This window comes from Spongiibacter thalassae, from assembly GCF_012272835.1.
Lineage (GTDB): Bacteria > Pseudomonadota > Gammaproteobacteria > Pseudomonadales > Spongiibacteraceae > Spongiibacter > Spongiibacter thalassae.
The window spans coordinates 188,196-213,708 of sequence record NZ_JAAWWK010000003.1 but is presented as its reverse complement, the minus strand read 5'-3'; the positions used below and the strand labels follow the sequence as shown (position 1 = coordinate 213,708).

The window sequence follows — 25,513 nt, the reverse complement described above, 5'->3', positions numbered from 1 at the left end:
TGTTAATCCTTTTGCTAATCGCTTTTATTATCCGCGGGCGCGAACACGAAGGTTTTGGGCGCACGGCTCATCAAAATGTATTTCCCGCGCCGAGCAGCGCGCCGTCAGAAAATATCCTTTGCGCCACCCGGGCCTTGTGAAATCCCGCCGCGCCGTAACTACTGTTAAATGCCCAAGCGCGCTTCATAAACATATGCAGATCCACCTCCCAGGTGTAGCCCATCGCGCCGTGCACCTGAATACTGTTTTTCGCCGCCAGATCGGCAACCTCACAGGCAACGAGCTTGGCGTGACTGACGTGTACGCCCGCCTGGGGCCGGCTATTGGCCAGCGAATAGGCCGCGCGATACAGCGGAGTTTTAGCGTATTCAAGTTTGTAGGCCACATTCGCCATATGGTGTTTCACCGCCTGAAAACTGCCGATAGGTGCGCCAAACTGTTTGCGCTCACTGGTGTACTGCACCGATATATCAATCATGCGCTGGGCCAGACCGAGGGCCTGGGCCGCCACAGCCAAAGCACCGCGATTGCAAGCGGCCTCAATCAGGGCCAATGCCCCCTCGCCCTCGGCGATTTTTTCAGCCTTTGCACCATCAAACTCAACCGCAAAAAGTTTGCGCCCGGGATCGACCGACGGGTTTTCCCGCAGCTGCACCTGATCCGGTGTCAGCGCATACAAGGCACCGTTACGCTCCAGTATGAGCAAGTCGGCGCAATGGGCGTCTTCTACCAACGTGTTGATTTCCAGCCCGACAATCACCCGGGCATCACCGCTGGCGATACGTGGCAGCCATTGCGCCGCCAACGCTGCGTGACCACAGTCCCGTAGCAGTGGTGTGGCGAGTAGCGCGGTATTCAGCAAAGGTTCTGACAGGGCGACGTATCCCGTCTCCTCCGCCAGCAGTACAAAGTCCAGTTCGCTCATACCCATGCCGCCGTATTGCTCGGGCACGGTCAATGCGCACAGTCCCATATCAGCCATTTGCTGCCACAGGGCCGAACAGCGACCGGTGTCGGTAAGCCATAATTCGCGATTGCGCTGTGGGGTGATTTCCGCCCGCAAAAAATCCCGGACGGAATCCCGGAACAACAGTTGATCCTCGGAAAAGGTAAAGTCCATCGCTATTTCCTCGGCATGCCAAGCAAGCGCTCGGCGATAATATTGCGTTGTATTTCATTGGTGCCCGCGTAGATCGGCCCCGACTGGGCAAACAACCAACCGTCCAGCCAGCGGCCCACGTCTCCCGCATCCGGCCCTTCTGGCAACAATTCCCCCCGGCATTGAAGAATTTTCAGTGCGGTGGCGTGCATTTGCAGATCCAGCTCCGACCAGAAAATTTTATTGGTAGATGCCTCTGCGCCAATCTTGCCTCCCTGCATTAACCGACAGGCGGTTTGATAGGTCGTCAAACAATAGGCTTCTGCATCGAGGTAGGCTCGCATTACCGCGTCGCGAATACTGGGGTCGTCATCGACGTGCTGCTGATTGGCCCGGTACAACTCAACCAATCGCCGTGCGGTTTCCTGAAAACGTGCAGGTGAACGCAGCATCAGGCCCCGCTCGAAACCGGCGGTCGCCATGGCAACGCTCCAGCCCTCTCCTTCACCACCCAGACGACAGTCCACCGGCACTTTTACATTGTCGAAAAAAATCTCAGCAAAGCCGGGTAAACCATCCAGCTGGGGAATCGGGCGCACCGTAATCCCCTCGCTATTCAGCGGCACCAGAATAAAGGTCAAACCACGATGGCGCTCGGACGCCGGGTCGGTGCGAAACATACCAAAGCACCAATCGGCCCACACCGCTCGAGTAGACCAGGTTTTCTGGCCGTTAATCACATAGTGGGAACCGTCCTCAGACAGTGTTGCGCTGGAACGGATTGCGGCCATATCAGACCCCGCATTGGGTTCCGACCAACCCTGACACCAGATGTCGGTGCCCGTTGCCATGCCGGTGAGAAAGCGCTGTTTCTGCTCCTCAGTACCGTATTCCATCAGCGTGGGACCGAGCAGAAAAATACCGTTTTGATTTACCCGCAGCGGTGCACCGGCGGCGTAGTATTCTTCTTCAAAGATCAGCCACTCCAGCAGATCCGCGCCACGACCACCCATGGCTTCGGGCCAGGTAATCATACCCCAGCGACCTTCGTAGAGTTTGGCCTCCCATTCCCGGTGCTGTTGAAAGCCCTCCTCGGTGTCGAAGGATTGCAGGGCTTGCACGGGAACATTCGCCGCTAGCCAGCTGCGCACTTCCTCACGAAAAGCCTGTTGTTTTGGTGTGTAATTCAGATTCATCATCAACTCTTTGGTTTGCAGGCGCGATGTGCAGAACGCGAGACGCTAGACGCTAGACGCTAGACGCTAGACGCTAATAGCGTTCGACGCCGTTCCTAACGATCAAACTCTGCATCGCGTTTCTGCACGAAGGCATCCTTGGCTTCCTGGGAGTCGGGATCGGCGTAGGCTTCCTGAGTAAAGCCCTGCTCCCAGCGGTATTTATCTTCCAGGTTGCCGTCTTCAATACCGTTCAGGGATTCCTTGGCGAGCTGCACCATGCGTGAGGACTTCGCGGCGATTTTGCCGGCGATAGCCCGGGCAGCGTTCATCAGTTCACTGCGGGGCACAACCTGTTCCACGGCACCCAGCCGGTAGGCTTCCTGAGCGTCGATGGCGTCGCCGGTGAAGTACATATGGCGAACCTTCTGCACCGGGAACAAACGCTGCAAGTGGGCACCACCGCCCATTGCACCCCGGTCGACTTCGGGCACAGCGAAGGTGGCGCATTCCGAAGCCACCAGAATATCCGCCGCACCGCTAATGCCGATTCCGCCGCCCAGTACAAAGCCGTGTACCGCTACGATAACTGGCTTTGGGTTGCGGTGAATGGCTTTAAAGGTGTCGTAATTACCCTTGTTGACCCGAGTAATCATCGCCGGATTGGCGGCCAGTTCCTTGATGTCGACACCGGCGCAAAAGCCCTTGCCTTCAGCGGCAATAATTATGACCTTGACCGCGTCGTTGTCGCCAAGTTGAATCAGCTCGGCGGCAATCGAGAGCCAACCATCGCTGTTGAAGGCATTGACTGGCGGGTGGTTGAACACCAGTTCGGCGATGCCATCATCGCTGATAGATGTGTAAAAAGGTTTGCTCATCACGTTATCCCTCTGAACCCGGACTGGCCGAGGCATGGCTGTGTGCCGCCAGGGTGCCAAAGCGCATCTCGGCTTCTGCCACAATGCTGCGAATCAATTCCTCGCAGCTAAGGAGTTCGTCGATCACCCCGGCCACCTGCCCCGAGGGCAGCACACCGTCGTCGGGAAGACCGTCAACCATCGCTTTTTGAATAATCATTGGCGCATTGGCCGCCATAATCGCCTGCGCTTTGCTGATATCTCCGCCGCTGGTCATGGCCAGCGCCGAGCGCAACAAAGACCCTACACTGGCACCGGTGAAGCGGCGGAAGGCCAGCGCGCTTTGCAGGGCGATCCATAGTTTTTTCAGCCCACCCGCCTGCTCCAACTCACTCAGGAAGGGGTTGAGAATCATCCGTTGCGGCAGGCCGTCCAGGGCACTGCTACGAATAATCGCGGCAGGGTCCTTGCAGCTTAAATAACGCTGTTTGGTCGGTTCCGGCACAGGGCTTTCCTTCGTCAACAGGAAACGGGTTCCCATTGCGATGCCATCTGCACCGAAGGCCAGTGCAGCCAGCAGGCCACGACCATCCTTAAAGCCCCCCGCACCCAGCACCGGCACCTTGTCACCTACAGCATCGACCACCTGGGGCAGCAGCAGTGTAGTGGGCACCGCCCCGGTATGGCCGCCGCCTTCACCGCCCTGTACCGTCACCGCATCGGCGCCCATTTCCACCGCCTTCAGCGCATGTTTGGGCAAACCCACCGTAGGCATACACACCACACCGGCGTCCTTCAACCGTGCGACCATCTCTGCGCCGGGAGAGCGGGAATAGCTCACCGCCCGCACACCGTGCTTGATGACCAGCTCGACGATCTCCGCCGCATTGGGCTGATACATATGAAAGTTCACGCCAAAATTCTCGTCGGTCATCGACTTGACCGCCAGAATGTCAGCTTCCATTCGCTCCGGGGGAATGGTCGCCCCGGCAAGAAAGCCAAAGCCACCGGCATTCCCGGTGGCGGCGACCAGTATCGGGTCGGCCACCCACCCCATGGCCGTTTGGATGATGGGATAGCGACAGCCGAGCAGGCGCGTGATACGGGTGTCCAGCAAGGCACTCATTCCCGTGCTCACGCCCGAACACCGGGCGGATTATCCTTTAGCTGTTTCGACCGCAGGTTGTGGGGGTCGATACGCCGAATAATTTCCAACTGGGCCTCGGTGGGCGGCGCTGTTTCAACAATGGTGTCTGGCACATGTACCGGGAATCCAGTATTCGCCTGTACTTCTTCAACAGTCACGCCGGGGTGCAAACTGACAATTTGCATCTGGCGGTCAGGGCCGCGGAAATCAAACACGCCCAGATTCGTGTAGACCTGACGGACATCGATCTCGTCAAAGCTGTAGCCCTTGGGCAGGCGCTCCGGATTGAAACCGATGGTACAAACCACATCGCACTCACCTTCGACAAACACTCGAGTGCTGTGCTGTGGCACAAGATAGCTATTGGCGTGGCAGATTGAGTTACCGGGGAAACCCCGTACACCCAACATCTGTACCTTTGGCTGGCGATAATCGCTACCCAGCGCGGAGATATTGGCCTGGGCAAAACGGTCAATCTGTGTGGGACCGCCGGTCAGGTGGCGCTTGCCACTCCAGACGTTGTCAAAAATGCGACTGAAGCCCATCCAGGTTTCATTTTTCTGACGAAAATCCGCGGGGCGCGGCCCGATCGGATTCGGCTCCGACAGCAACCAGGCCTCGGAGTCAGTCATCATAATGTCGGTATTGTTGCTCAGCATTGCCAGGCTCGCGGCAATACGGGGCAATACACCAATCCCGGTAACCAGCACTTCGCCATCGTTATCATAGGCACTGGCATTCGCGCAGATCATCAACTCGGCCAGGCTGTACTCAATTGCGTTAGTCATCGATTTCTTCCCCTTGCCTGTCAGTAAACCGGCAAGGCCAGCTTGCGAATGGCGTCCAGCCCACCAACAGCTTGCTGGTAGTCTTCTTCACTGCGCCCGTTGATATATTTGTCGAAGTAGGCGGCAAACCCACCCTCTTTGGCAAAAGCGTTGTATTCCTTGAAATGGGGCACATCAAAGCCATAAAGCGGACTACAGGAGGTCGGATGAGCACCACCCGCAACGGGGATAACCGCCGAGGTCATGGTGCGCTCCCAAAATACAAAACGCGCCTCATCCTCGTCGGCAAAATAATCGGACTCGACAATTTCTTCACAGCTGACATAGGTTTTCGCCGCCGCGCGCGCCATCCAGTCATCCATATAAATGTCTGGCCCCTTGATCTGGCAGACGCCACGCCGGTCAGCGCGATCGACGTGGATCAGCGCTGCATCCAGCTTCAAGGCAGGCATCGCAAGCCATTCCTTGTCGTCGTAGGGACTGTCTATAACCTTCAGTTCGGGATTATGCCGAATCACATCGGTGCCCAAACCGATACGGGTAGGAATAAAAGGGCTGCCCCAGGCTGCGGCGCGCAGGCCCAGTAACATCATGCCCTCATCGATTTCCATCACCTCAACGTCGCCGTTCTGACGGGCGGCGCGAAAAAAGGGTTCAAGTGGAATGAAATCCAGCGAGACAAAGGCAAACACCACTTTTTTAACCTTGCCTGCCGCACACAACATGCCCACATCGGCACCGCCGTAGGCGACGATGGTGAGATCCTTGACATCGGATTTGAGAATTTCGCGAATCAGCGCCATCGGCTTGCGACGAGGCCCCCAACCACCAACACCGATGGTCATGCCGTCGCGCAGTTCACTGGCAAAGCTGCTCAGTGCCATTTCTTTGTTCACGCGCTACCCTCACATTCAGAGCGTTTTTTGTCCTTGCATCAGTTCATCTGCAAATCACAAAAAACGGTTTAAAAACAATGTGAGAGAGCATATCGCAGGGGCCTGGCGGGAGTTATCCACCAAACAGATTACGCATTGCCGATCAGGCTTTGGGCTCCTTGGCAGCGGCCAGGTACTCTTTGGCCTGCAGGGCTAACTCGGTCTTCAACACCTTGCCCGAGGCGTTCATCGGCAGGCTATCGACAAAGAGCACGTAAGCGGGTTGTTTATAGCGGGCAAGCTGGTCTGCGCAGTACGACCTTACGTCACTCTCACTCAATGCCGCCCCTGGCTTGCGCACGACAAACGCCATACCGACCTCGCCCTGGGGCGCTTTGGGCACGCCGATCACCGCTGCCTGCTGCACACCGGGCAGGTTGTACAACAGCTTTTCAATTTCTGCCGGATACACGTTTTCGCCGTTCATGATGTACATGTCTTTGAGGCGGTCAGTAATCCTCAGATAGCCGCGCTCATCGAGCACACCGATATCACCGGTGCGCAGCCATCCCTCGGCGGTAATGGTCGCAGCGGTTGCCTCGGGCATATCGTGGTAGCCCTGCATTACGTTGTACCCTCTAACCCACACCTCTCCAGCCTCCCCGGCGGGCTGCACCGCGCCACTCTCAGGGTCAACACAGCACAGCTCTACGCCGGGCATTGCCCGACCACAGGTCGACGCGATGGTTTCCGGGTCGTCCTCCGGGCGACAGATACTCACCACCCCGGTGGATTCGGTCAAACCATAGGCGGTTACGACGACGTCGAAACCCAACTGCTCACGCATATCCCTGACCAACTGCACCGGCACCGACGCAGCCCCTGTCACCCCCAACCGCAGACTGCTGAGGTCGTAATCGTCGCGTTCCGGCGCCGCAAGGATCATTTCATACAGTGACGGCGCGCCGGGCAACATGGTAATTCGGTGCTCGGCGATTGCCTGTAACAAGCGCACCCGCTCAAACTGGGCCAGGGGAAATATTGCGCTGCCGCAGATCAAGGCCGCGAGCCAACCTGCCTTGTAGCCGAAGGAGTGAAAGAAGGGATTAATAATCAGGTAATTGTCGTCGCAGTGCAGGCCGACGGTGTGACTCCAGTTGGCGAAGACCCTGATGTTTTGCTGGTGGCTGCACAGCACTCCCTTGGCCTTGCCAGTGGTGCCGGAGGTAAACAGCATATCGGCAATATCATCCGGGTTTACCGAGCGCTCTGCTGCGGTGTAAGCGGCCGGGTCAGCGGCCTCCGCCATCTCCAGAAATGCATCCCACAACAGCAAATCATGTTCGCCCTGACCGGCATCGAGCAGGATTGTTCGGCGCAAGTCGGGCAAGGATTCGGCGGCCAATAGGTCTGTAGGAGCCCCCTGCTCCAACCGGCCCACGGTAAACAGGGTTACGACTCCGGCACGGCGTAATATATCTGCCGCCTCCGCTCCCTGCAGACGGGTATTCAGGGGCACCAGCACCGCACCGACGGACTGCGCCCCCATTGCCGCCACCATCCACTCCAGCGAATTAGGCGCCCAGATTGCAACTTTATCGCCCTTGCCGATACCGCAGGCCATACACGCCTTGCCTGCACGGCGGCGCAGATCGTTGAGCGCGCGGTAAGTCACCTCGCGACCGCCGTCGCTTACCGCGAGCTTGTCGCCATATTGCTGTGCTGCCCAGCCCATCAAGCGCGGCATGGTTAATGGTGGCAGAGTTGCAGTGGCCAGGTCATCGGCGGTGGGACTTTGGCTGGACATGGAAGGCTCCCGGATTAACGTTTTCCCGGAAGAATAGGGATTCCCCTGAGCAACAACAATAACGTGCTGCGCCACAGGGGTGCGAAAACCGGCCAATGTCGCCGCCTATACTCCCTTTGGATGACTCTCCGGCCACTAAATTACGCGATTCTGCGCCTCGGCGACTGCTCGGCAACAGACACTGCCTGCAGAAACATTCAGCCCACTGTACAGCCCCTTCATCGCCGCCATTTCGCCACGGCGAAGTTCAGTGGCCGCCGTGGCAATATCATTCGGAGTAATCTCCGCCAGGTGTTTGACGTAGGGCAAGGTCGCGGCGCTCAGCGCGAGGGTCGCCGTGCGCGATACTGCACTGGGAATATTGGCTACACAGTAGTGCACAATACCCTCTTCAACAAACGTCGGCGCCTGGTGCGTAGTCGCGTGACTGGTTTCAAAGCAGCCGCCCTGGTCTACCGCCACATCGACCAGCACCGCACCCTCCGGCAGATATTTGAGCTGCGAGCGGCGCAACACCAGCGGCGCCCGCGCACCGGGCTTCAACGCAGCCCCAATCACCAGTTCAACGCTGGACAAAGCGTCGTCGTCAAAACTCTCCACCACGCTGAACCGCGTGGTCCACCGCTGCGCCAACTGCTCCCGCCGCGCCGCGAAAGGCTCCACCAACGTGACCTGCGCGCCCATGCCGAGGGCGACATCGGCGGCGTGACTGCCGACCACACCGCCGCCAAAGATCAGTACATGGGCAGGTGCCAAGCCGGCCACGCTGCCAAGCAGCACTCCGCGACCACCCTGGGCTTTTTCCAGACAATGTGCGCCGGCTTGCACCGACAGACGCCCGGCAATTTCACTCATCGGTTTTAGTAACGGCAAGCGTCCTTCAGCGTCGGCAATCGTCTCATAGGCAAAACAGTGAGCGCCGCTGGCCAGCAGTGCATCGGTGAGGGCAATATCCGGCGCCAGATGCAGGTAGCAAAATAGCCTCTGCCCGGCCCGCAACAGCGGCCACTCTTCAGGCTGGGGCTCCTTGACCTTGACCACCAGCTCGGCGCGGTCGTATAGCTCGTCCAGCGCCTCGACAAGTGTTGCCCCCTGAGCCAGATAATCTGCGTCGCTGAAACCGGAGCCGATACCCGCACCGGCCTGCACCAGACAGCCATGCCCCGCATCGACCAACGCACCCACCGCCGCAGGTGTTAAGCCGACCCGATATTCCTGGGCCTTGATTTCCATCGGAACGCCAATCTGCATAGCAATCCTCCTTTGCTGTTGTCTTACTTTGACAACAGCACCGCCTGATATTCACTATGGCTGAGCTTTGCAGAAATACAAATTCCAATTCTGAGGGTAACTTCCCTGCGAGCCACCCTTATGTCCATTCACCCGTAAGTTGCCCACCTCGACATTTTCGGGTAAAAATCTGCAACGGCCAGCATAGGGTAAATCACGTCCAAGTGGCGCAAGGAAAGTTCGGCTGCTGGTCATAAGCGGACAGCCTACAATCCTAAAGCTCTCAAGCCCCGAGGCTATCGGCAGGGCTTAAAACGCCCTTTCCGCCGCGATTGACCACGTGAGTATAAATTTCTGTTGTTGAAATATCGGAATGCCCGAGAAGCTCCTGGATCGTCCGGAGGTCATAACCCGCTTCGAGCAAATGTGTGGCAAATGAATGTCTCAGACTGTGTGACTTCGCGGGCTTATTGATACCAGCGGCTTGAACGGCTTTGCGTATTTGTTTGGATAAAGCTGACGGGTGTAAGTGGTGACGACGCAACGTACCCGACCTTGGGTCTTTGCCGATTTTGGTTGACGGAAACAAAAACTGCCAAGCGATATCCGTGGCTGCACTCGGGTATTTTTTGCTCAACGCGTTCGGCAGATATACCTCGCCATAGCCGTCAAGAAGATCCTGAGCATGTAGTCGCTTTACATGGCCTATTTGCTGTATCAATCGCGACTTGAGTCGTTGAGGTAACATTGTGGTGCGATCTTTATCGCCCTTGCCACCACGGACAAAAATATTATTACTGCCAAAGTCGATATCCTTTACCCGAAGGGATAATAACTCGGCCTTGCGCAGCCCCGTTCCATACATGAGTTCAACCTGAAGACGATGAACCCCCCTAAGATGAGAAAGTATCGCCGCGATCTCTTCCCTGCTGTAAACCACCGGTAACCGTTTTGGGGCGGGTGCTGGACTAAACCTCAGATCTCCAACATGCACCCCCATGAACCGCTTGTACATATACACAAGGGCATTTAGCGCAATGCGCTGCGTACTGACTGAACAATTCCGCTGTTCTGCCAGGTGAGACAGAAATGCCTCAATTTCATGCGAGCCCATATGCTTGGGGTGCTGGCGAGAATGGAAACGGATAAAGTTTTTTATCCAGAACAAATAGGTCTGCTCGGTTCTGTACGCGAGACCGTTTTGCCTGATATGTAACCGAAGTTCGTCAAGAAACCGCGTTGATCCTTGCGCAACTGGTGGGCGGATATCGTCCATAAATACACCCCTTTCTAGCTGGTTATACATACAGTATTGCGCTCACATTATGCAGTCAAAAGCTTGTTCAGTAGAAGCGGGCTCACTAATTCTGGAAACCCTAGTCTAAGCGGTTGATTTCTCGAAATATGGGTTTATGATCGAGCGAAAGGAATTTCAGAAAAATAGAGGGAGCAAGTCTTGCTATCATCAGCGACCAATTCCGCAAAATTCTATCAAACCCTTGATATAAATGGGGTTTCTGACGCCTTTCCGAATCCAATTCTGGAGATAGGGAGCCAAAGTGATATAAGGCCCCGGTCTTCATAATAATGACATGGACTCTCTCCTCCCTTAGCCTAACCTCCGAGTGTGGGTACAAATGGGGAGCAAGAAAATGTCAGATATTGTTCGATGCGGTCTCGATATTGCCAAACACGTAATGGCTGTTCATGGGGTTGACAGTAATGGAAATGTTGTTGTCAGGAAGAATCTATCCCGGAAAAAGGTTCTAGAATACTTTGCTCAGATACCTCCTTGTTGTGTAGGTATAGAGTCTTGCGGAGGTAGCCACTACTGGGCAAGAGAGTTGATAAAGCTTGGCCATACGCCCCGGTTGATTTCCGTGAAATTTGTTATCCCATATAGGCGAAAAGGAAAAAATGATGCAAACGATGCGGAAGCGATATGCGAGGCAATCAGTCGACCTGGGATGAGATTTTTGTCGGTAAAGACTGAGGATCAGCAATCGATTTTGATGGCCCACCGAATACGTACTCAAAGTATTGCGACCAGGACGGCGTTAATAAATCAAATTCATGGTCATCTTCAGGAATTTGGGATCGTTGTCAGTAAGGGTAGACACAAGTTAAAGCGGGATCTTGTTGAAATTTTCAGTGATGAATCCTTACCTACTTTGCTTCATGAAATGCTACATGATTTATTGGCTGCTCTGTTAAGAGAGGAGGAGCGCATTGAGACTCTCGACAAGCGCATCGGTAGCTGGGTCGAAGGAAATGAAACCGCCTCCCGACTCACGAAACTAGATGGAATTGGCCCGATCACTGCATCTGCAGTAGTTGCCACAACGGGACATGCGTCTTCGTTTAAGAATGGTAGACAGTTTGCGGCATGGTTGGGGCTTGTGCCTCGGCAGTACTCGTCTGGAGGGAAGAACAAGCTCGGACGAATAACGAAGCAGGGCGACCGGTATCTGCGAACATTGTTGATACACGGAGCAAGAACGGTTTTGTTGATGTCGAGTAGAGGTCGAGGGGATCATCGAGAGTGGATTGAATCTCTCAGATCGCGAAAGCCCGACAATGTGGTGGCAGTAGCTTATGCTGCCAAACAAGCAAGGATGCTATGGGCGATAATGGCAGAGAAGCCCTCGCCTTTAGCGGTATAAAGAAACGACTCGTCAAAGATTGCATGATAAATTGGATGGAAAGCGGCTACGACCGTACGTGAGTGGAACCTGATAACAGTTTTGGTTGAGAGAACCGCCATAATAATGAGGCGCTTGCGTGCAGATGTCATCCTGGTCGATGAGCTCGACTCATAGAGACCGAATAGATAAACGCAGTCTAATGCTTGCTTGAAAGCCAAATTATCGTTGCAAACCGGAGAGAGTCCATAGAAAAACTGTTAGATTTTTCGCGTATTGAAAATCATAAAAGGAATTTCAGATGTCAGAAGATAAAGCGAACTCTCCAAAAAGAAAGAACAAGAAACGTCTAAGCCAAACAGACGTTCCTGCCTATTCATTAGAACATGCGCTTAGAGTTCCAATTGCGATCTTTGAGAATTACGCAGGCGAGCCTACAAAACCTATCGATGTTGCTGCCGCGATGGAATTGCTTCCCAATTCTTCTCAGTTCCGCATGATTACCGGTTCTGCCATTGCATACGGCTTGACCGACGGAGGGCCAAACTCATCTGAAATTGGGCTTACTGATCTAGCGAGGAAAATTCTTCAGCCTTTAGACGAAGGTGTAGATATTCAGGCGAAGAGAGAATCTCTTTTAAAACCGCGAGTCATAGGCGAGTTCATTTCCAAGTATGATGGCTCGCCAATTCCAAAGGATCAAATTGCTCAGAACGTATTGATAAGCATGGGAGTACCCAACGAACGAGCTTCCGACGTCCTAGCTATGATTCTGGAGGGTGCAGAGAGTTTGGGGCTAATTACCGAGATTAAAGGTCGAAAGTATGTAAATTTAACTTCGCCAAAGAGTCCTGTTGCGAGTGTTTTACCGGAGGTGGATAACTCCGATTACGAAGAGGAGGAAGAAGTTCAAGATATAGCTGAAAGCCGCGACGAAGAACCAGCTCCTAGCCCCGCAAAACTAGACGCCAATACTGAACATAAGGGTTTGAGCAAGAAAGTATTCGTTACACACGGTAAGAATAAGTCGTTTATTGAGCCTATAAAAAAACTGCTGAGTTTCGGTGAGATGGAGGCAGTAGTTTCGGTAGAAAAGCAATCTGTATCCCAACCTGTGCCCGACAAGGTCATGAACGACATGAGGGAATGTGGCGCGGCAATAATTCATGTGGAAGATGAGTTGACGTTATTAGATAAAGAAGCGAAAGAGCATGTGATGCTTAATCCCAATGTACTTATAGAAATTGGTGCGGCGATGGCGCTATACAAGAAGAGATTTATCTTGTTAGTAAAAGAAGGGGTGAAGCTTCCAAGTAATCTTCAGGGCTTATATGAAGTACGATACACAGGCGAGTCTATGGATGGTGAAGCAACGATTAAGCTACTAGAGGCGATCAATGCAATGAAGACGGAGAAATAAATCTAACAATCGCAGGCTGTCGGACAAATTACTCGCTGCGCTCGCAACTTGCCGCAGCTGTGGGCGTTAGGCATCAGAAGGAGCGAGGATGAAGTTTGAATTTGGAGATCTATATAAATTCATAGTATCTCTGGGTGTAGTATTGATAACCCTATCTATTTTGGCTCCTTGGATGTTTCTTAGGGAGCCTTTCGATCTATTTCGACCAGAGTCAGAGATAAACGCACTGTCAGATGTGGCTAAGGCGGTGGTAATTAAACGGCAGTACGCAGTTTCGTTTATCGTTAGCTTTATTCCATGGTTCTCCTCTATCGGTTCTACTGTAGGAATGATATTCATCTTCCTTGGCCTGAAAAACTGGAGGAAAAACCAGCTTCATCTTGACGAGCAAACAAGGCTCGATGTCCAAATAAAGAAGCAATCACTTCGCGATGCAACCAAAGATGAAATAGAAGAGAAAGAAACATCAGAATACGAGAGTCTTCAGGTCGCAGAGTCCGGAAATTCTGATTCCTACATTGTTACTTCGTTTAGATCGCAATACTCAAAAGTGGAAGAGCTTGTCTACGGCAAGTTATCAAAGGTGTATGGGAATAAGTTTGACGTTAGTCACAACAAAATGGTGGCGAACGTTGAATTGGATATATTGCTTCGTGGTAAGGCCATGTTAACCAAGGACTATATTGTTGAAGTTAAATATATAAGGAAGGGGTTTAACTTCGGCTGGCTTCGCGAAGTATATTTGAAAAATATATATGCAAAGAGCGTATATTCTCAGGTGACAAACAGACTGCCTAATACACTTCTCCTCATAGTTATTGATTCGGAGGCTTACAATGAAGAAAAGTACAATCAGTTAATAAATCGGCTGTCTGGAGAAACTGAAGGCCGAAAAGGAAAAGATTTAGTTTGCATTATTACGAAACAGGAGCTTATGAGTATTGATGATCAAGCTCTTCAAGAAAGGCTGGCAATCCATGCTTAACAAACGCAAGCACGCGGAACAATTTTCCGCTACGCTCCAAATTGTCCAGTGTTGCGGGCGTTATAGCCTGCTGGTTGACATGACGTACGCTTAGGCGTACGCTTTGTTATTTGGAGGTGACTTATGACCACACTTAACGCTACAGAAGCCCGCACTAAGCTCTATGCCTTGATTGACGAGGCATCTTCCAGCCATCAACCTATTGTTATTACAGGGAAAAGGGGGAATGCAGTCCTTCTGGCAGAAGAGGACTGGAACGCCATAAGCGAAACTCTGAACTTGCTGGCTGTGCCTGGTATGCGGGAGTCCATCCGTGAAGGAATGGACGCTGGGCTCGACGAGTGCAATCAGGAGCTTGATTGGTGACCTGGAAGCTCTACTACACCAAGCAGGCTCAAAAAGATGCTCGCAAACTCGCCTCATCAGGGCTTAAAAATAAAGCTCAAGAATTGCTGCAACTTATCGAGCAAGATCCTTATCAAAAGCCGCCGCCCTATGAAAAGCTAATTGGTGACTTGGCGGGTGCATACTCCCGAAGAATAAATATCCAACATCGATTGGTTTACCAAGTGTTAGAAGAGGATAAAGCGGTCAAAATTGTTCGGCTGTGGACTCACTATGAGTAAAAGCTATAACAAATCAAAGCACTCGGACTTGGTAAAGCTGTCACCTTTTTTGTTCCAAAAAAGCCGCCAACTTCACCAAGCCGGTGTTTGAGGCGTTAGTGATCTCCATGAAGGGCGCATTCCATAAGCTCTACGGTGCATTTTTAGCAGCTTTTTTCCTGATAATGGGCCTGTCATTTTTACGGTCATCGGGTGTTACAAACTGGTCATTTTGGTCGAATACGCCACTTGAGTTGGGGGTAGCGTTTCTAGCTTTCGGATTGTCTGTGATCTTTGGGTTTCTTTCGGGGCGACGATTTCAATTCGGTCTTGCGACAATCGAAGCTGGAGAGCCAGAGACATTTGCAAGATCATGGGCGGCGGCATCAGGAATACTTATTGTTCTATGTGCGATAGGAGTAATCGCATATGCGGTTATCAATCACTAACAATGGCGGGCAGTTGCCGCTGAAAAGCGCGGCGGGACAGTCAAAACGCTGCGCTTTTTTGCCTGCCCCTGCCGCATGGCGTTGGGCGGCAAGTGAGATTACCTGCAAACCGAAAAGCTATTTGTCGCTAGGCTTCTGGCGGGTGCAAGTGAGAACGAACGGTCTCATTGAAGCGATTCAGGGCGCCTTCAAAGCGACCGAATCTCAGGGCGTCGTTGGCGCCGCTGAGTAGCCCTGACTGGATGCTTTCACCGATATCGAAGTCCTCGTTGAGCGTGGCCACAGTCAGCTGATGGTTTTTGTCCCAATAGTCTTGAGTCTGCTTCGAATCAGCCGGTTTAAGCGTCATCATTCGTACTTCGCTGCGATCGGCGGCTAGCGCGCTAATCCCGATCCAGATCACGTGATCAGACTGTACCAACAGTGAACTGCTAGGGAACACATTCAACAAGATATTGGCACGCTCCCGAATATTCCATTGCTCACGAGGCTGTTCTTGCAGCTCTGAGATTGATGCTCGTGGTAACACGGATCGCATATGTGGCCCGAGGCACTGATAACTGGAAAGATTGTCGTTGAACAGCGGCGCGATAGTGTTTCGGTGTGCGACGCGAAAGTGATAAGCCTCGATGCCGCCTTCTACCAATATTTTCCAGTTACAGTGTCGCAATTGCACGTCTGACTGATGCGCCACGAGTCGCTCGGTTCCGGCCCAGGCCAAGGCCGAGTCGAATTCACCCAAGTACTCTTCAATGTTCTGCCGACCATGCTCTGGCAACAGCCAGATGAAACCATGTCGCACGACTATTGGAACGGGTTTCAAGTTGAGATCTTCCTTGTTCACGCCCGGAAACCCTGCGTCAAAATGTGGGCCATTCACAAACTGTCCGCGGCTATCCCAGGTCCAGGCGTGGTAAGGGCAAGAATGTCGCCGCTTGCAGCCACTTTCATCATTCACAAGGCGCGTTCCCCGGTGGCGACAAACATTGATAAATCCCCGAACCTCATTGTCATCCCCTCGAAGTAGTAACAGTGGTCGCTGATTTACCGTGCGCCGAAGAAAGCTGTTGGGGCCATCGAGTTCACTGGCATGGGCGATGATCAAAGGCATGCGATCAAAAATCTGCCTCATTTCGGTGGTGAAGCGTGTCGCATCTGTGTAGTCGTCGACTGGATTACTGGTCGGTGCATCGTCCAGGAAAAGCTGCTTTTCCTTCTTTAATCCTACGAGCTCCTCGAGCAGGATCACTTCTTCATCACGGCGCATGGCTCTCTCCTTACCAAGTGGTAGGGAACGATTTTGGCTTACCTTATGGTAAGTGTCAAGTTATACTGGTTGCGAACCAGAACAGGACAAGCTATGGAAACGCGTCAGAGGATTCTCGCCGCCGCCTTGAGGCTCTTTGCCGAGAGAGGGTTTTATGGTGCGAGCATGGATCAGATCGCACGGGAGTTGGACCTCACCAAGCAGGCGCTGATTCATCACTTCGGGACTAAAGAGAAGCTCTATGGCGCCGTGCTTGTTGCGATCTCCGAGCGATTAATGACGGAGGCTATACAGCCGACTGAGGTTGAATCAGCAAGTGCATTTGCCGATGCGGTTTCCCGCATTTATCTGCGAACACTGCAACATCGGGAAGACACGCTCCTTCTCATGCGTGAACTCCTGGACAACCGCCGTCGTGCGGCCCAAGCAGGAACCTGGTATCTCAAACCGTTCTTGGATGGATTGGCCGACCTGTTGCGTCGCGATCCAAACTGGCAAGAAGAGGATGAGGCGTCAATTTTTACTCATGTCTATCAAGTGTTGGGAGCAATCAATTATTTTGCTGTTTCGACCGCCACGCTCGAAAATATGTACTCTGTTGAGCATGTTGAAGACATGCAGGAATGCTTTCCAGAACGTCTTCGAAAACTGGCTATGGGCGGGGTGGACACTTGAAGCTTGGTTTTTTAATAACCGGAAAATCGGCGTAAGTGTTGGCGTGTTGCCGCCCAACAAATCGCTGCAGCGGACGTTTGACCCGCCACCCAATTTTGCTACCGCAAAAACGGGCGTCGCCTCAAACGCCGCTGAGCTCAGGCGTTATCCATATTGAATTCTAAACCATGGAACTTACTCATTTCTAAACGAGCAGGATCCCTCCTATGAAGACAACCAAAGAACACGACGAGCGAATCGCGAAGATGACGTTTTCCTCTGTCTATCCACGCTATGTTGCGAAGGTTGAGAAGAAGGGGCGAACCGTAGAAGAACTACATCAAGTCATTGCATGGCTAACTGGTTTCGAAGCGAAAGATTTGAAACGTCTGATTGAAATTCAGGCTACTTTTGAACAATTCTTTTCTGAGGCCACGATCAATCCGAATACAAGTCTGATCACCGGCTCAATTTGTGGCTACCGAAGTTCGAGCAACTGCGGATAACAAGACCAGGCAGCGCGATCTGCTTCGCTCCACCGGACGCGCAAAAAACGCGCGCCTTTTAAGCGGGCGTTAGGGCTGATCGTAGTGCCCACCAATAGCGAAGATATAAATGGACTTATCATCGAAACGATATATCAAACGGTCTTTCTGCGAGATTCGTTTTGACCAAAGGCCCGAGAGATTGTGCTTGAGTGGTTCAGGCTTGCCGAGGCCGGATGAAGGATCATCAGATCTGAGCATTTCCTTGAGTAATTTACAGAACGCCTTGTGCAGCCTCTTGTCCTTGTCGCGCATGCTTTCATACGCTTCCCAGGTATTGCCCTCAAATACCAGTGATCTCATTCATCTGCTCTTCAGTCGGTTTGTAGCCTTGCCCACGGGTATGGGTTTCAAGGGAATCGGCAATTTGTTGCATGAGGCTCTTACTTTGGAGTACGTGCAGGGTTTCCTGCTCTCGCTCCCAGTCGTCGGCGCTCATTACAACAAAAGCCTCACCGGCTCGCCGAGTCACTTTGAGCGGTTCATGCCTGCTAACTACTTGTTCTACAACGCTTTTAAGGTTGTCTCTAAATTTGTTTACGCTGATTGTGTCCATACGGCCACCTTTGTGTACGGAAATGCCGTACAACTATATACCAAATGCCCTAACGAGGCCAAGCACTGCGACAGCTGTTTCGTTGCGCCTTCGGCTCCACTGCAAAGCTTCGCGTGTTGGCGGCGTTAAATGCCCGTCAGAAGAAAATCGAGCGCTGAAATAATGTCTGTTCGATTAAGTAGCAATGAGCCCTCTTTTCGAGTGAGAAATGAGGCAGACACTGTCGTAATTTGATGGGTAAGAAGGGCGTATTTTTCGTTTCCAATCTCTACAATTGGGCACAGGTTTTTGGGAAATGTTTTTGCATCCTGTACCGGAGAAATCGGTATAACGACACGACTGTTGAGATCATCAAGTAGGTCGGTTTGCACATCTACGAAGAAAGGGTATGTTGAGCGGCTATCGGAATCTGGATTCTCGTACAGGTCAAATTGCTTCATCAGAAGCCCCGATGTTTGTCAGCAAATAGCCCGCTGTCTGCAAGGCGGTTGCAGTTCTCGATGGCCTGCTTATTGTCTTCGCGCCACTGCCTGCGCTTGCTTACCCTGATTTCCTCTTCCAGCGCACGCTCAAGGGTAGCAGAAAGGTTTACCTTTAAGCTCCTTGCTTCGGCAAGTAAGCTACTGTTTATGCTAAGGTTTGTAGCCTTTTTGGGGGCCTTTTTATCATATATCTCGCGCATTACAGAACCTCCCGCATGCATAATGCGTATAGTAGATGCGCATGGTAGCAGCGAGGCATTTAACAAGGCAAGGCAGGCCAACGCCGAAAAGCGGCGCGGCTATCGCCGATTATGCGCATAGTAAAGTATTTGACAAGGCCAAGCACAGCGACAGCTTTTCTCGGGGAGCCTCTCAGTGCAGCAACGCTTATCCGATATAGTGGGTGCTCTTATTTGCCGCTCGACCTGATTGCCTGGGTGATGCCAGGCCATATTATGGGTGAATCGACGCTCAGCGACGCACAGAATCAACGGGACCCCGAATCAGTGGAACACTGCACTAGTGGTCAACTGAATTAGCAGAACAAAGCGTGGCAAAACCAATTCAGCGAATGATCTGCCATTGCTCGCCGTCGACCGAGGCTTTGCCTTCCTTTTGCAGCTTGAGCAAATGGGCGAGCAGAGAGAGCTTCGCAATAGGATGAATCTCGGCACTGACGTCGTCATAGGCGGGCACGACCAGAGCGTCTAGATCGGCCTCTCCCAGTGCCGACAAGCAGCTTGAGATTTTGTCCTCCCGCTTTTGGCGATGGACGATTAGCCCTTCGATTTCCTGTTGCGGCGCATCGATCAAATCCCCATGCCCCGGGGCCAGATGCGCCAGCGGATAGGCGAGCATCTTCCGCAGCGAGGCCATATAGTCGGCCATATCCCCCGCCGGGGGAATAATCACCACAGTAGAGCCCTGCATAATATGGTCACCGGTAAACAGCAGGCCGGTGGCATCGTGAAAAAAGCAGTAATGATTGCCTACGTGCCCTGGGGTATACACCGCGCGCAGGATGTCACCGTCGATATCAATCTCAAGGCCGTCACTTAACTCGACATCAGCCTTGAAACTGGTGTCCTGATGACCGTCGTCGGCAATGGTCGCCCCCAGCAACGGTACACCATGTTGCTCTGCCAGCACCCTGGCTGCCGGGGAGTGGTCCGGGTGGGTGTGGGTCACAAGGACTTGCTCCAACTCGCCGCCCAGGGCGGCAATTGCCTCGTTGATTGCCGCGATGTGTTCGGGCATCGCTGGGCCGGGGTCGAGCACTGTGATTCTGCGACGGCCTAGCAGATAGGTATTTGTTCCCGGGCCAGTCATTATTCCGGGGTTCGGCGCGACCAGGCGATGAATTCCGGGGCGTAAAAGGCTTAACTCACCTGCTTGCATAGGTCGATCCTCGTTATAGGGGCTGACGTAAACGCCAGCGCAGTCTTGCACCCAATAGTAACGCCGAGCAGCTCAAACCGACAAATAAGCCCAACCAGTAGCCACTTGGCCCCATGGGTGCCAGCACGGAACTGCCGGTGGCCAGCACATAGCCCACCGGCAAGCCCATTCCCCAATAGGCGAAAAGGGTCAACAACATAGGTATGCGGGTGTCTTCATAGCCCCGCAGACAGCCGTTGGCACTGACCTGCAGCGCATCTGAAATCTGGTATAAGGCAGCGAACAGCAAGAGATAGCTGGCCAGGCCGATGACCTCGGCGTTATCGGTGTAAATCAGCGGAATCACGTCCCGCAAGGCGACCAGAAACAGGGCCGCGACAACACCGATACACAGGGTTATGCGAAAGGCGACGCGAATCGCCCCGCGCAATGCCACTTCGTCACGCTGCCCACGGGCCCGCCCTATTCTGGCGGTTGCGGCCAGGGCAAAACTCAGCGGCAACATAAACACGAGGGAGGTGAAGTTCAGCGCCAACTGGTGACCCGCCACCACGATCGCGCCGGATTGGCTTATGAGCAGGGCAATCACCGCAAATACGCTGACCTCAAAAAATATTGCCAACCCGACCGGCAGCCCGATACTGAACAGGTACCAAAGGGTGCCACGCTCCAGCACCCAGGGAAACAGGGAGAGTCGCGCATTGGCGTAGCTGCGGTGCCAGGCGACATAGCACAGCATTAACACCGCCATCAGCCACATCACCAGCGCTGTCGCCCAGCCACAGCCGACACCGCCCATCGCGGGGAAACCCAGCTTGCCGTAGATCAGTACATAGTTAATCGGAATATTGGCCAGCAGACCAATGACACTGATCCACAGCACGGGCCGAGTGTCGTTTTGGGCCTCGGTATAGCTGCGCAGTGCCAGTACGATAGCAATGGGCGGCATGCCCCAGCTCAAACCGATCAGGTAATCTTTGACGATGGGCCGCATGGCGGGGTCAACATCCATCCACGCCAACACCGGGCCGGTGTTGCGCAGCACAATGAACGCCAATACGCCGCAAGCGATTCCCAGTGTGATCGCCTGCTGCATCACGGGGCTGAGCCGGTGTGACTCTCCTGCCCCCAGATGACGGGACAGTACCGACGTGGTTGTCATCAGCAAACCGGTCATAAACAGGAAAATCGGCACCCAGATACTGGCACCCACCGCAACCGCAGCAAGGTCGAGCGCTGACACCCGCCCCGCCATCACTGTATCGACAAAACCATTGGCAGATTGCGCCAATTGGCCGCCGAAAATCGGCAAGGCAATACGCAGCTGACGGCTCAGCTCATCGCGAGAGGAAAAAGACATGAAAGTACCGGGGTAAAAATTGCGTGCACTCTAGCGCAGGAACCACGCTATCGTAAACCCTGAAGAGTCAGCCTATGAGGCCCCCGTAGCAGGACGATACGGGGGCCGGCGAGGGTTTTAGACCATATTGTTGATGGGCACCACTGGATCGACATCGGCGTCGTAATCGACACCGTCGATTTCAAAACCAAACAACCGCAGGAATTCAGACTTATAGCCGACGAAATCAGTGACTTCATGGAGGTTTTCCGTGGTCACGGTATCCCAGGCTGAGGCTACCGCATCCTGAATTTCGGGGCGCAGCTCCAGTGAATCCGCACGCAGTCGCCCTTCCTCGTCAACAACCGGCTCGCTGCCATACAGACTCTGCTTGAACAGCTTGTACACCTGCTCGATACAGCCCTCGTGGCTACCGTCGGCCTTCATCACCTTGAACAGCAATGAAAGATACAGCGGCATAATGGGAATGGCAGAGCTGGCCTGAGTCACCACCGCTTTCAGTACCGAAACCCTTGCATCGCCGCCCTTGGCTGCCAGGCGCTCACGAATATTGATCACGCGCTTGTCCAGATCCTTCTTCGCCTGGCCAATAGTGCCGTGCCAATAGATATCCCAGGTAATGCGGTCACCGAGATAGGTATAGGCGGTGGTTTTCGCGCCATCGGCCAAAACGCCCGCCTCATCCAGGGCGTCTATCCACATTTGCCAGTCTTCACCACCCATTACCGCAACGGTGTTGCTGATATCTTCGTCGCTTGCGGCGGTCAGCGTGACCGACTCAATGGTTTCCTTGTCGGTATTGACGCCCCGTTGGGTGACATCTTTACCGATGGGCTTCAGCGTGGAGTTAAAGACTTCGCCGGTTTTCGGGTGTTGGCGGCGCGGGGCAGCAAGGCTGTAGACCACCAGATCAACCTGACCGAGGTCGGCTTTGATCTGGGCAATGGTTTTTTCCTTCAACTCGTCGGAAAAGGCATCGCCATTGATGCTTTTGGCGTAGAGGCCCTCGGCTTCGGCAAATTTATGGAACGCCGCGGAGTTGTACCATCCCGCTGTACCGGGCTTACGCTCAGTGCCCTCTTTTTCAAAAAAGATACCCAGGGTCGCCGCACCGGAGCCAAAGGCGGCGGAGATCCGCGAGGCCAAGCCATAGCCTGTGGATGCGCCGATAACCAGTACTTTTTTAGGGCCGTCAGCGATCTCCCCCTGCGCTTTAACGTAGTCGATTTGCTGTTTAACATTGGCTTCGCAACCCACTGGATGGGTCGTTACACACATAAATCCGCGCACACGGGGCTTAATGACCATTGTTTTTCTTACTCCGTTGGTAGAAGTCTCTGAGATTCGCGCATTATAAAGGCTGAGCTGCCCCAGCACTAATACTCACCGTCAACTTATACCGGCTCGGCGGGCAGAAACTGACCCAAGCAGCTATTCTGTATGGGCAACTGGGCCAATGACCTCGCCCCATAATCGTTTCAGACTAGCCGGATGGCCACGGGTGCTGTGCTAGGATTATAAAAAAGTAACGGCACTGTAACTTTCTGTACAGGTCGCGACTTATAATAACGTAATTTCAGCGAATAAAAGGACAGACGCAGGCTTACTCCCAGCGGCGTCGCAGCGAAAGGGCAATTTATGAAAGTCAGTAAACTCGGTACTTTGGTCGTTATCGGCGGCATGGGATTTGCGGGGTCGGCCGCACCGGCACTCGCCGCCGGCATGGCGCTCGAAGAGGTGATCGTGACGGCGCAAAAAAAGGCGGAATCCCTTCAGGACACCCCGATTTCCCTTACCGCGTTCGGCAGTGAGCGCCTGGAGACAGAAGGCATCAGCAGCCTCGGCGATATCGGCTCCAAAGTGCCTAGCCTGACAATAGAACCTTTTCCGATAAACAATGCCACCCTGCGGATATTTATTCGCGGTATCGGTATTTCCGACGCACAGATCACCCAGGATCCTCCGGTAGGCATTTATGTCGATGGTGTGTATATCGCCCGCTCCACCGGTACAGCACTGGACGTCGCCGACCTGCAGCGAATTGAAATACTGCGCGGCCCGCAGGGCACGCTCTACGGCCGCAACACGACCGGGGGCGCGATTAACCTGATTACCAAAAAGCCCACCACCGAAGGTATTGAGTTCAAGCAGAAATTTACCGTGGGTAACCGCAATCTGTTTACCTCAAAGTCCACCTTGAATGTACCGGTTACCGATACGGTTGCCGTCAAGGTTGCTGCAATGCGCACTATGCAGGACGGGCACGTTGACAACAGCGGCCCCGGTGGCGATTTCGGCGACCGCGATGTTACCGGCTTCCGCTTTGACCTGCGCTGGGATATCGACGACACAATGGCGCTGGACTACGCCTACGACAACTCGGATTTTGACTACTACAACACCCAGTACCAACATGTACGCCCACGCACACCAATCGCCGGAAGTCAGGCAGATCTGGTAGGCACCGAAGGCAAAACCAGCTTCGGCACGACTCGTCAGCGCAGTGTTGGCACCGTAACGAGCTTCGAGCCATCCTCCACCGATATCGAAGGTCACGCCTTTACCTTTACCAAGGACTTTGACAACACCCAGATTAAGTACATCTTTGCCTACCGTGAACTGTTCGATAAATCCTACGCGGATCTGGGCGGCGGGGTTCCTCTTGAGCCCGGCGAAGACCCCCACGGCATCAACAATGAAAGCAAGGACGTTTTCCGTCTGGATTCCAACCAATACTGTGGACAGGCCGCCGAGTTTGTATTGGGTGACGGCGAGTGTTTGCCGCTGGTTTACCCGGTGGTAAATCAGGAGCAGTTTTCCCACGAATTGCAGATCAGCGGCGACTTGTTTGACAGCCGCGTGAACTACATTGTCGGCGCCTATTACTTCGAAGAAGAAGCCCAGGAAAACAACGGCCCCCTTCATCATCAGCTCAGTGGGCCTGCCAATCTGGGGATTCCCTCGCTGAGCGGAATTCCCGGTCTCGGTGGCGCACTCGCGGGCGCAACCACCTTCCGCGCGGTAAATATGCTCAGCCAGATCTACGACATTGATAACAGCGCCGCCGCTGTATTTGGTCAGTTTACCTGGACTCCGAACCTGTTCGAGGATCGCCTGCACCTTACCTTTGGTGCCCGTCATTCGGAAGATGAGCGCAAGACGGTAAAATTCCAGCAGGATATGACCATTGCGGAGTCGTCGGCCGGAGCGATGGACGTGTCATTTGTACTCTGTGGCAACGACCCTTCCAACGCCGACTGCCGCAACTTTGACAGCATTCCCGCGTCCCAGGATTTCTCCAACGACTCGTTCAGTGTTGTTGCCGAATTTGATATTACTGACGACATTAATATCTACGGTAAGCGGGTTGAGGCTTATAAATCCGGTGGTTTCAACACCCGTGACCCCCAGCGCGACGGCAATCAAGGCCCCGCCACCGACGGCAATGATTACGGCTTCGGCTATGCCGACGGCTTTGACGCCGAGTATGTTACCTCCTATGAACTGGGCGTAAAAAGTGAACTGCTCGACCGTAGACTGCGGGTCAACGGCGATATTTTCTTTAGCCAGTATGAAGACATGCAACTCAACTTCATCCTTGCTGGCACGGTTGCCGACACCAAGGTGACCAACGCCGGTGAAGCCGAAATGTATGGCCTTGAAGCCGACGTGACCTTTATCGCGACAGAGCAGCTGCTGTTGATGATGAACTACGCCTATCTGCACACCGAGGTGACCAAGGCCAGCGACGTCAACGGCAACGATGTTACCGACCAGTTTGTGTTTTTCTCGGCCCCGGAACACAGCTTCACGCTGTCTGGCGACTACACCGTGCATCAGGCTGACTGGGGCCGCACCAGTCTCAACGTCAGCGTTAACTACATGGGCGAACGCAACGGCGGTTCGCGGGCAGAGAACGTCAAAAACACCCACCTGCGCCAGTATGAACTGGTCAATGCACGCCTGAGTATCAGTGATGTTGCCGTTGGCAGCGGTCGACTTGGCGCTGGCTTCTGGGCCAAGAACCTGCTCGACGAGGAATACGAACTCACCGCTGTGGACAACCTCCCCCAAGCCGACCGCTCAGTGATCTGGGGTGAACCACGCACATATGGCATCGATGTATTTTACGAGTATTAAGCACATATAACGGTAGCTTGGCTTGGGTCACT

At 53.6% G+C, this 25,513-nt stretch carries 25 protein-coding genes; 8 read left to right on the top strand and 17 right to left on the bottom strand.

Annotated features, from left to right (window positions below):
• Positions 1 to 70 precede the first annotated feature (70 nt).
• From HCU74_RS09785 to HCU74_RS09745, 9 genes are all read right to left on the bottom strand, one after another.
• On the bottom strand, positions 71 to 1,120 hold the full coding sequence (locus HCU74_RS09785) for an acyl-CoA dehydrogenase family protein (protein ID WP_168450254.1): 1,050 nt from the start codon (positions 1,118 to 1,120) through the stop codon (positions 71 to 73).
• Between the two features lie 2 nt (positions 1,121 to 1,122).
• On the bottom strand, positions 1,123 to 2,295 hold the full coding sequence (locus HCU74_RS09780; protein ID WP_168450512.1) for an acyl-CoA dehydrogenase family protein: 1,173 nt from the start codon (positions 2,293 to 2,295) through the stop codon (positions 1,123 to 1,125).
• Positions 2,296 to 2,390: 95 nt separating this feature from the next.
• Positions 2,391 to 3,152, bottom strand: coding sequence for an enoyl-CoA hydratase family protein (locus tag HCU74_RS09775; protein WP_168450253.1), 762 nt, complete (start codon positions 3,150 to 3,152; stop codon positions 2,391 to 2,393).
• 4 nt (positions 3,153 to 3,156) lie between these two features.
• Complete coding sequence (locus HCU74_RS09770) at positions 3,157 to 4,269, bottom strand: NAD(P)H-dependent flavin oxidoreductase (RefSeq protein ID WP_345889674.1); 1,113 nt, start codon at positions 4,267 to 4,269, stop codon at positions 3,157 to 3,159.
• Complete coding sequence (locus HCU74_RS09765) at positions 4,266 to 5,066, bottom strand: CoA-transferase subunit beta (protein WP_168450252.1); 801 nt, start codon at positions 5,064 to 5,066, stop codon at positions 4,266 to 4,268. Before HCU74_RS09765 ends, HCU74_RS09770 begins: the two co-directional genes overlap by 4 nt.
• 20 nt (positions 5,067 to 5,086) lie before the next feature.
• Complete coding sequence (locus tag HCU74_RS09760; protein WP_345889673.1) at positions 5,087 to 5,962, bottom strand: CoA transferase subunit A; 876 nt, start codon at positions 5,960 to 5,962, stop codon at positions 5,087 to 5,089.
• 142 nt (positions 5,963 to 6,104) lie between these two features.
• On the bottom strand, positions 6,105 to 7,748 hold the full coding sequence (locus HCU74_RS09755) for a FadD3 family acyl-CoA ligase (RefSeq protein WP_168450251.1): 1,644 nt from the start codon (positions 7,746 to 7,748) through the stop codon (positions 6,105 to 6,107).
• 135 nt (positions 7,749 to 7,883) lie between these two features.
• Positions 7,884 to 8,999 (bottom strand): alanine dehydrogenase, encoded by a 1,116-nt coding sequence (gene ald, locus HCU74_RS09750; RefSeq protein ID WP_168450250.1) that lies wholly within the window; start codon positions 8,997 to 8,999, stop codon positions 7,884 to 7,886.
• A 262-nt stretch (positions 9,000 to 9,261) separates the two neighbouring features.
• Positions 9,262 to 10,254, bottom strand: coding sequence for an integron integrase (locus HCU74_RS09745; protein ID WP_168450249.1), 993 nt, complete (start codon positions 10,252 to 10,254; stop codon positions 9,262 to 9,264).
• Between the two features lie 376 nt (positions 10,255 to 10,630).
• Here HCU74_RS09745 and HCU74_RS09740 point away from each other — a divergent pair, with 376 nt between their 5' ends.
• The 5 genes from HCU74_RS09740 (at position 10,631) to HCU74_RS09720 (ending at position 14,651) form a co-directional block, all read left to right on the top strand.
• On the top strand, positions 10,631 to 11,641 hold the full coding sequence (locus HCU74_RS09740; protein ID WP_168450248.1) for an IS110 family RNA-guided transposase: 1,011 nt from the start codon (positions 10,631 to 10,633) through the stop codon (positions 11,639 to 11,641).
• 280 nt (positions 11,642 to 11,921) lie between these two features.
• Positions 11,922 to 13,040: a TIR domain-containing protein gene (locus HCU74_RS09735; RefSeq protein ID WP_168450247.1), complete on the top strand. Its 1,119-nt coding sequence runs from the start codon at positions 11,922 to 11,924 to the stop codon at positions 13,038 to 13,040.
• An 88-nt stretch (positions 13,041 to 13,128) separates the two neighbouring features.
• Positions 13,129 to 14,025: a hypothetical protein gene (locus HCU74_RS09730; protein WP_168450246.1), complete on the top strand. Its 897-nt coding sequence runs from the start codon at positions 13,129 to 13,131 to the stop codon at positions 14,023 to 14,025.
• Positions 14,026 to 14,148: 123 nt separating this feature from the next.
• Positions 14,149 to 14,391 (top strand): type II toxin-antitoxin system Phd/YefM family antitoxin, encoded by a 243-nt coding sequence (locus HCU74_RS09725; protein ID WP_168450245.1) that lies wholly within the window; start codon positions 14,149 to 14,151, stop codon positions 14,389 to 14,391.
• Positions 14,388 to 14,651, top strand: a complete 264-nt coding sequence (locus tag HCU74_RS09720; protein WP_008252701.1) for a Txe/YoeB family addiction module toxin — start codon at positions 14,388 to 14,390, stop codon at positions 14,649 to 14,651. Before HCU74_RS09725 ends, HCU74_RS09720 begins: the two co-directional genes overlap by 4 nt.
• A gap of 555 nt (positions 14,652 to 15,206) precedes the next feature.
• Here HCU74_RS09720 and HCU74_RS09715 read toward each other — a convergent pair.
• Entirely contained in the window at positions 15,207 to 16,346 is a 1,140-nt protein-coding gene (locus HCU74_RS09715; RefSeq protein ID WP_168450244.1) for an aromatic ring-hydroxylating oxygenase subunit alpha, read from the bottom strand.
• Between the two features lie 93 nt (positions 16,347 to 16,439).
• On the opposite strand from HCU74_RS09715, the gene HCU74_RS09710 reads away from it, so the two are divergent.
• Both HCU74_RS09710 and HCU74_RS09705 read left to right on the top strand, forming a co-directional pair.
• Positions 16,440 to 17,021 carry a TetR/AcrR family transcriptional regulator gene (locus tag HCU74_RS09710; RefSeq protein ID WP_168450243.1) on the top strand — a complete coding sequence of 194 codons (582 nt, stop codon included), beginning with the start codon at positions 16,440 to 16,442 and terminating at the stop codon, positions 17,019 to 17,021.
• Between the two features lie 206 nt (positions 17,022 to 17,227).
• Positions 17,228 to 17,506, top strand: a complete 279-nt coding sequence (locus tag HCU74_RS09705) for a DUF2200 family protein (RefSeq protein WP_168450242.1) — start codon at positions 17,228 to 17,230, stop codon at positions 17,504 to 17,506.
• Between the two features lie 69 nt (positions 17,507 to 17,575).
• Here HCU74_RS09705 and HCU74_RS09700 read toward each other — a convergent pair whose 3' ends face one another.
• The 7 genes from HCU74_RS09700 to fabV form a co-directional block, all read right to left on the bottom strand.
• Complete coding sequence (locus tag HCU74_RS09700; RefSeq protein WP_168450241.1) at positions 17,576 to 17,848, bottom strand: Txe/YoeB family addiction module toxin; 273 nt, start codon at positions 17,846 to 17,848, stop codon at positions 17,576 to 17,578.
• Positions 17,829 to 18,101, bottom strand: coding sequence for a type II toxin-antitoxin system Phd/YefM family antitoxin (locus tag HCU74_RS09695; protein WP_168450240.1), 273 nt, complete (start codon positions 18,099 to 18,101; stop codon positions 17,829 to 17,831). The genes HCU74_RS09700 and HCU74_RS09695 overlap by 20 nt, the downstream gene beginning before the upstream one ends.
• A gap of 125 nt (positions 18,102 to 18,226) precedes the next feature.
• Positions 18,227 to 18,541, bottom strand: coding sequence for a CcdB family protein (locus HCU74_RS09690; protein WP_168450239.1), 315 nt, complete (start codon positions 18,539 to 18,541; stop codon positions 18,227 to 18,229).
• Positions 18,541 to 18,783 carry a type II toxin-antitoxin system CcdA family antitoxin gene (locus tag HCU74_RS09685; protein WP_168450238.1) on the bottom strand — a complete coding sequence of 81 codons (243 nt, stop codon included), beginning with the start codon at positions 18,781 to 18,783 and terminating at the stop codon, positions 18,541 to 18,543. The genes HCU74_RS09690 and HCU74_RS09685 overlap by 1 nt, the downstream gene beginning before the upstream one ends.
• A 364-nt stretch (positions 18,784 to 19,147) precedes the next feature.
• Entirely contained in the window at positions 19,148 to 19,981 is an 834-nt protein-coding gene (locus HCU74_RS09680; RefSeq protein WP_168450237.1) for an MBL fold metallo-hydrolase, read from the bottom strand.
• A gap of 13 nt (positions 19,982 to 19,994) precedes the next feature.
• Positions 19,995 to 21,341, bottom strand: a complete 1,347-nt coding sequence (locus tag HCU74_RS09675; protein ID WP_168450236.1) for an MATE family efflux transporter — start codon at positions 21,339 to 21,341, stop codon at positions 19,995 to 19,997.
• 117 nt (positions 21,342 to 21,458) lie between these two features.
• Positions 21,459 to 22,649, bottom strand: coding sequence for an enoyl-ACP reductase FabV (fabV, locus tag HCU74_RS09670; RefSeq protein ID WP_168450235.1), 1,191 nt, complete (start codon positions 22,647 to 22,649; stop codon positions 21,459 to 21,461).
• Between the two features lie 330 nt (positions 22,650 to 22,979).
• Between fabV and HCU74_RS09665 the strand changes: the two genes are divergently transcribed.
• Positions 22,980 to 25,481, top strand: coding sequence for a TonB-dependent receptor (locus HCU74_RS09665; protein WP_168450234.1), 2,502 nt, complete (start codon positions 22,980 to 22,982; stop codon positions 25,479 to 25,481).
• Positions 25,482 to 25,513: the final 32 nt, after the last annotated feature.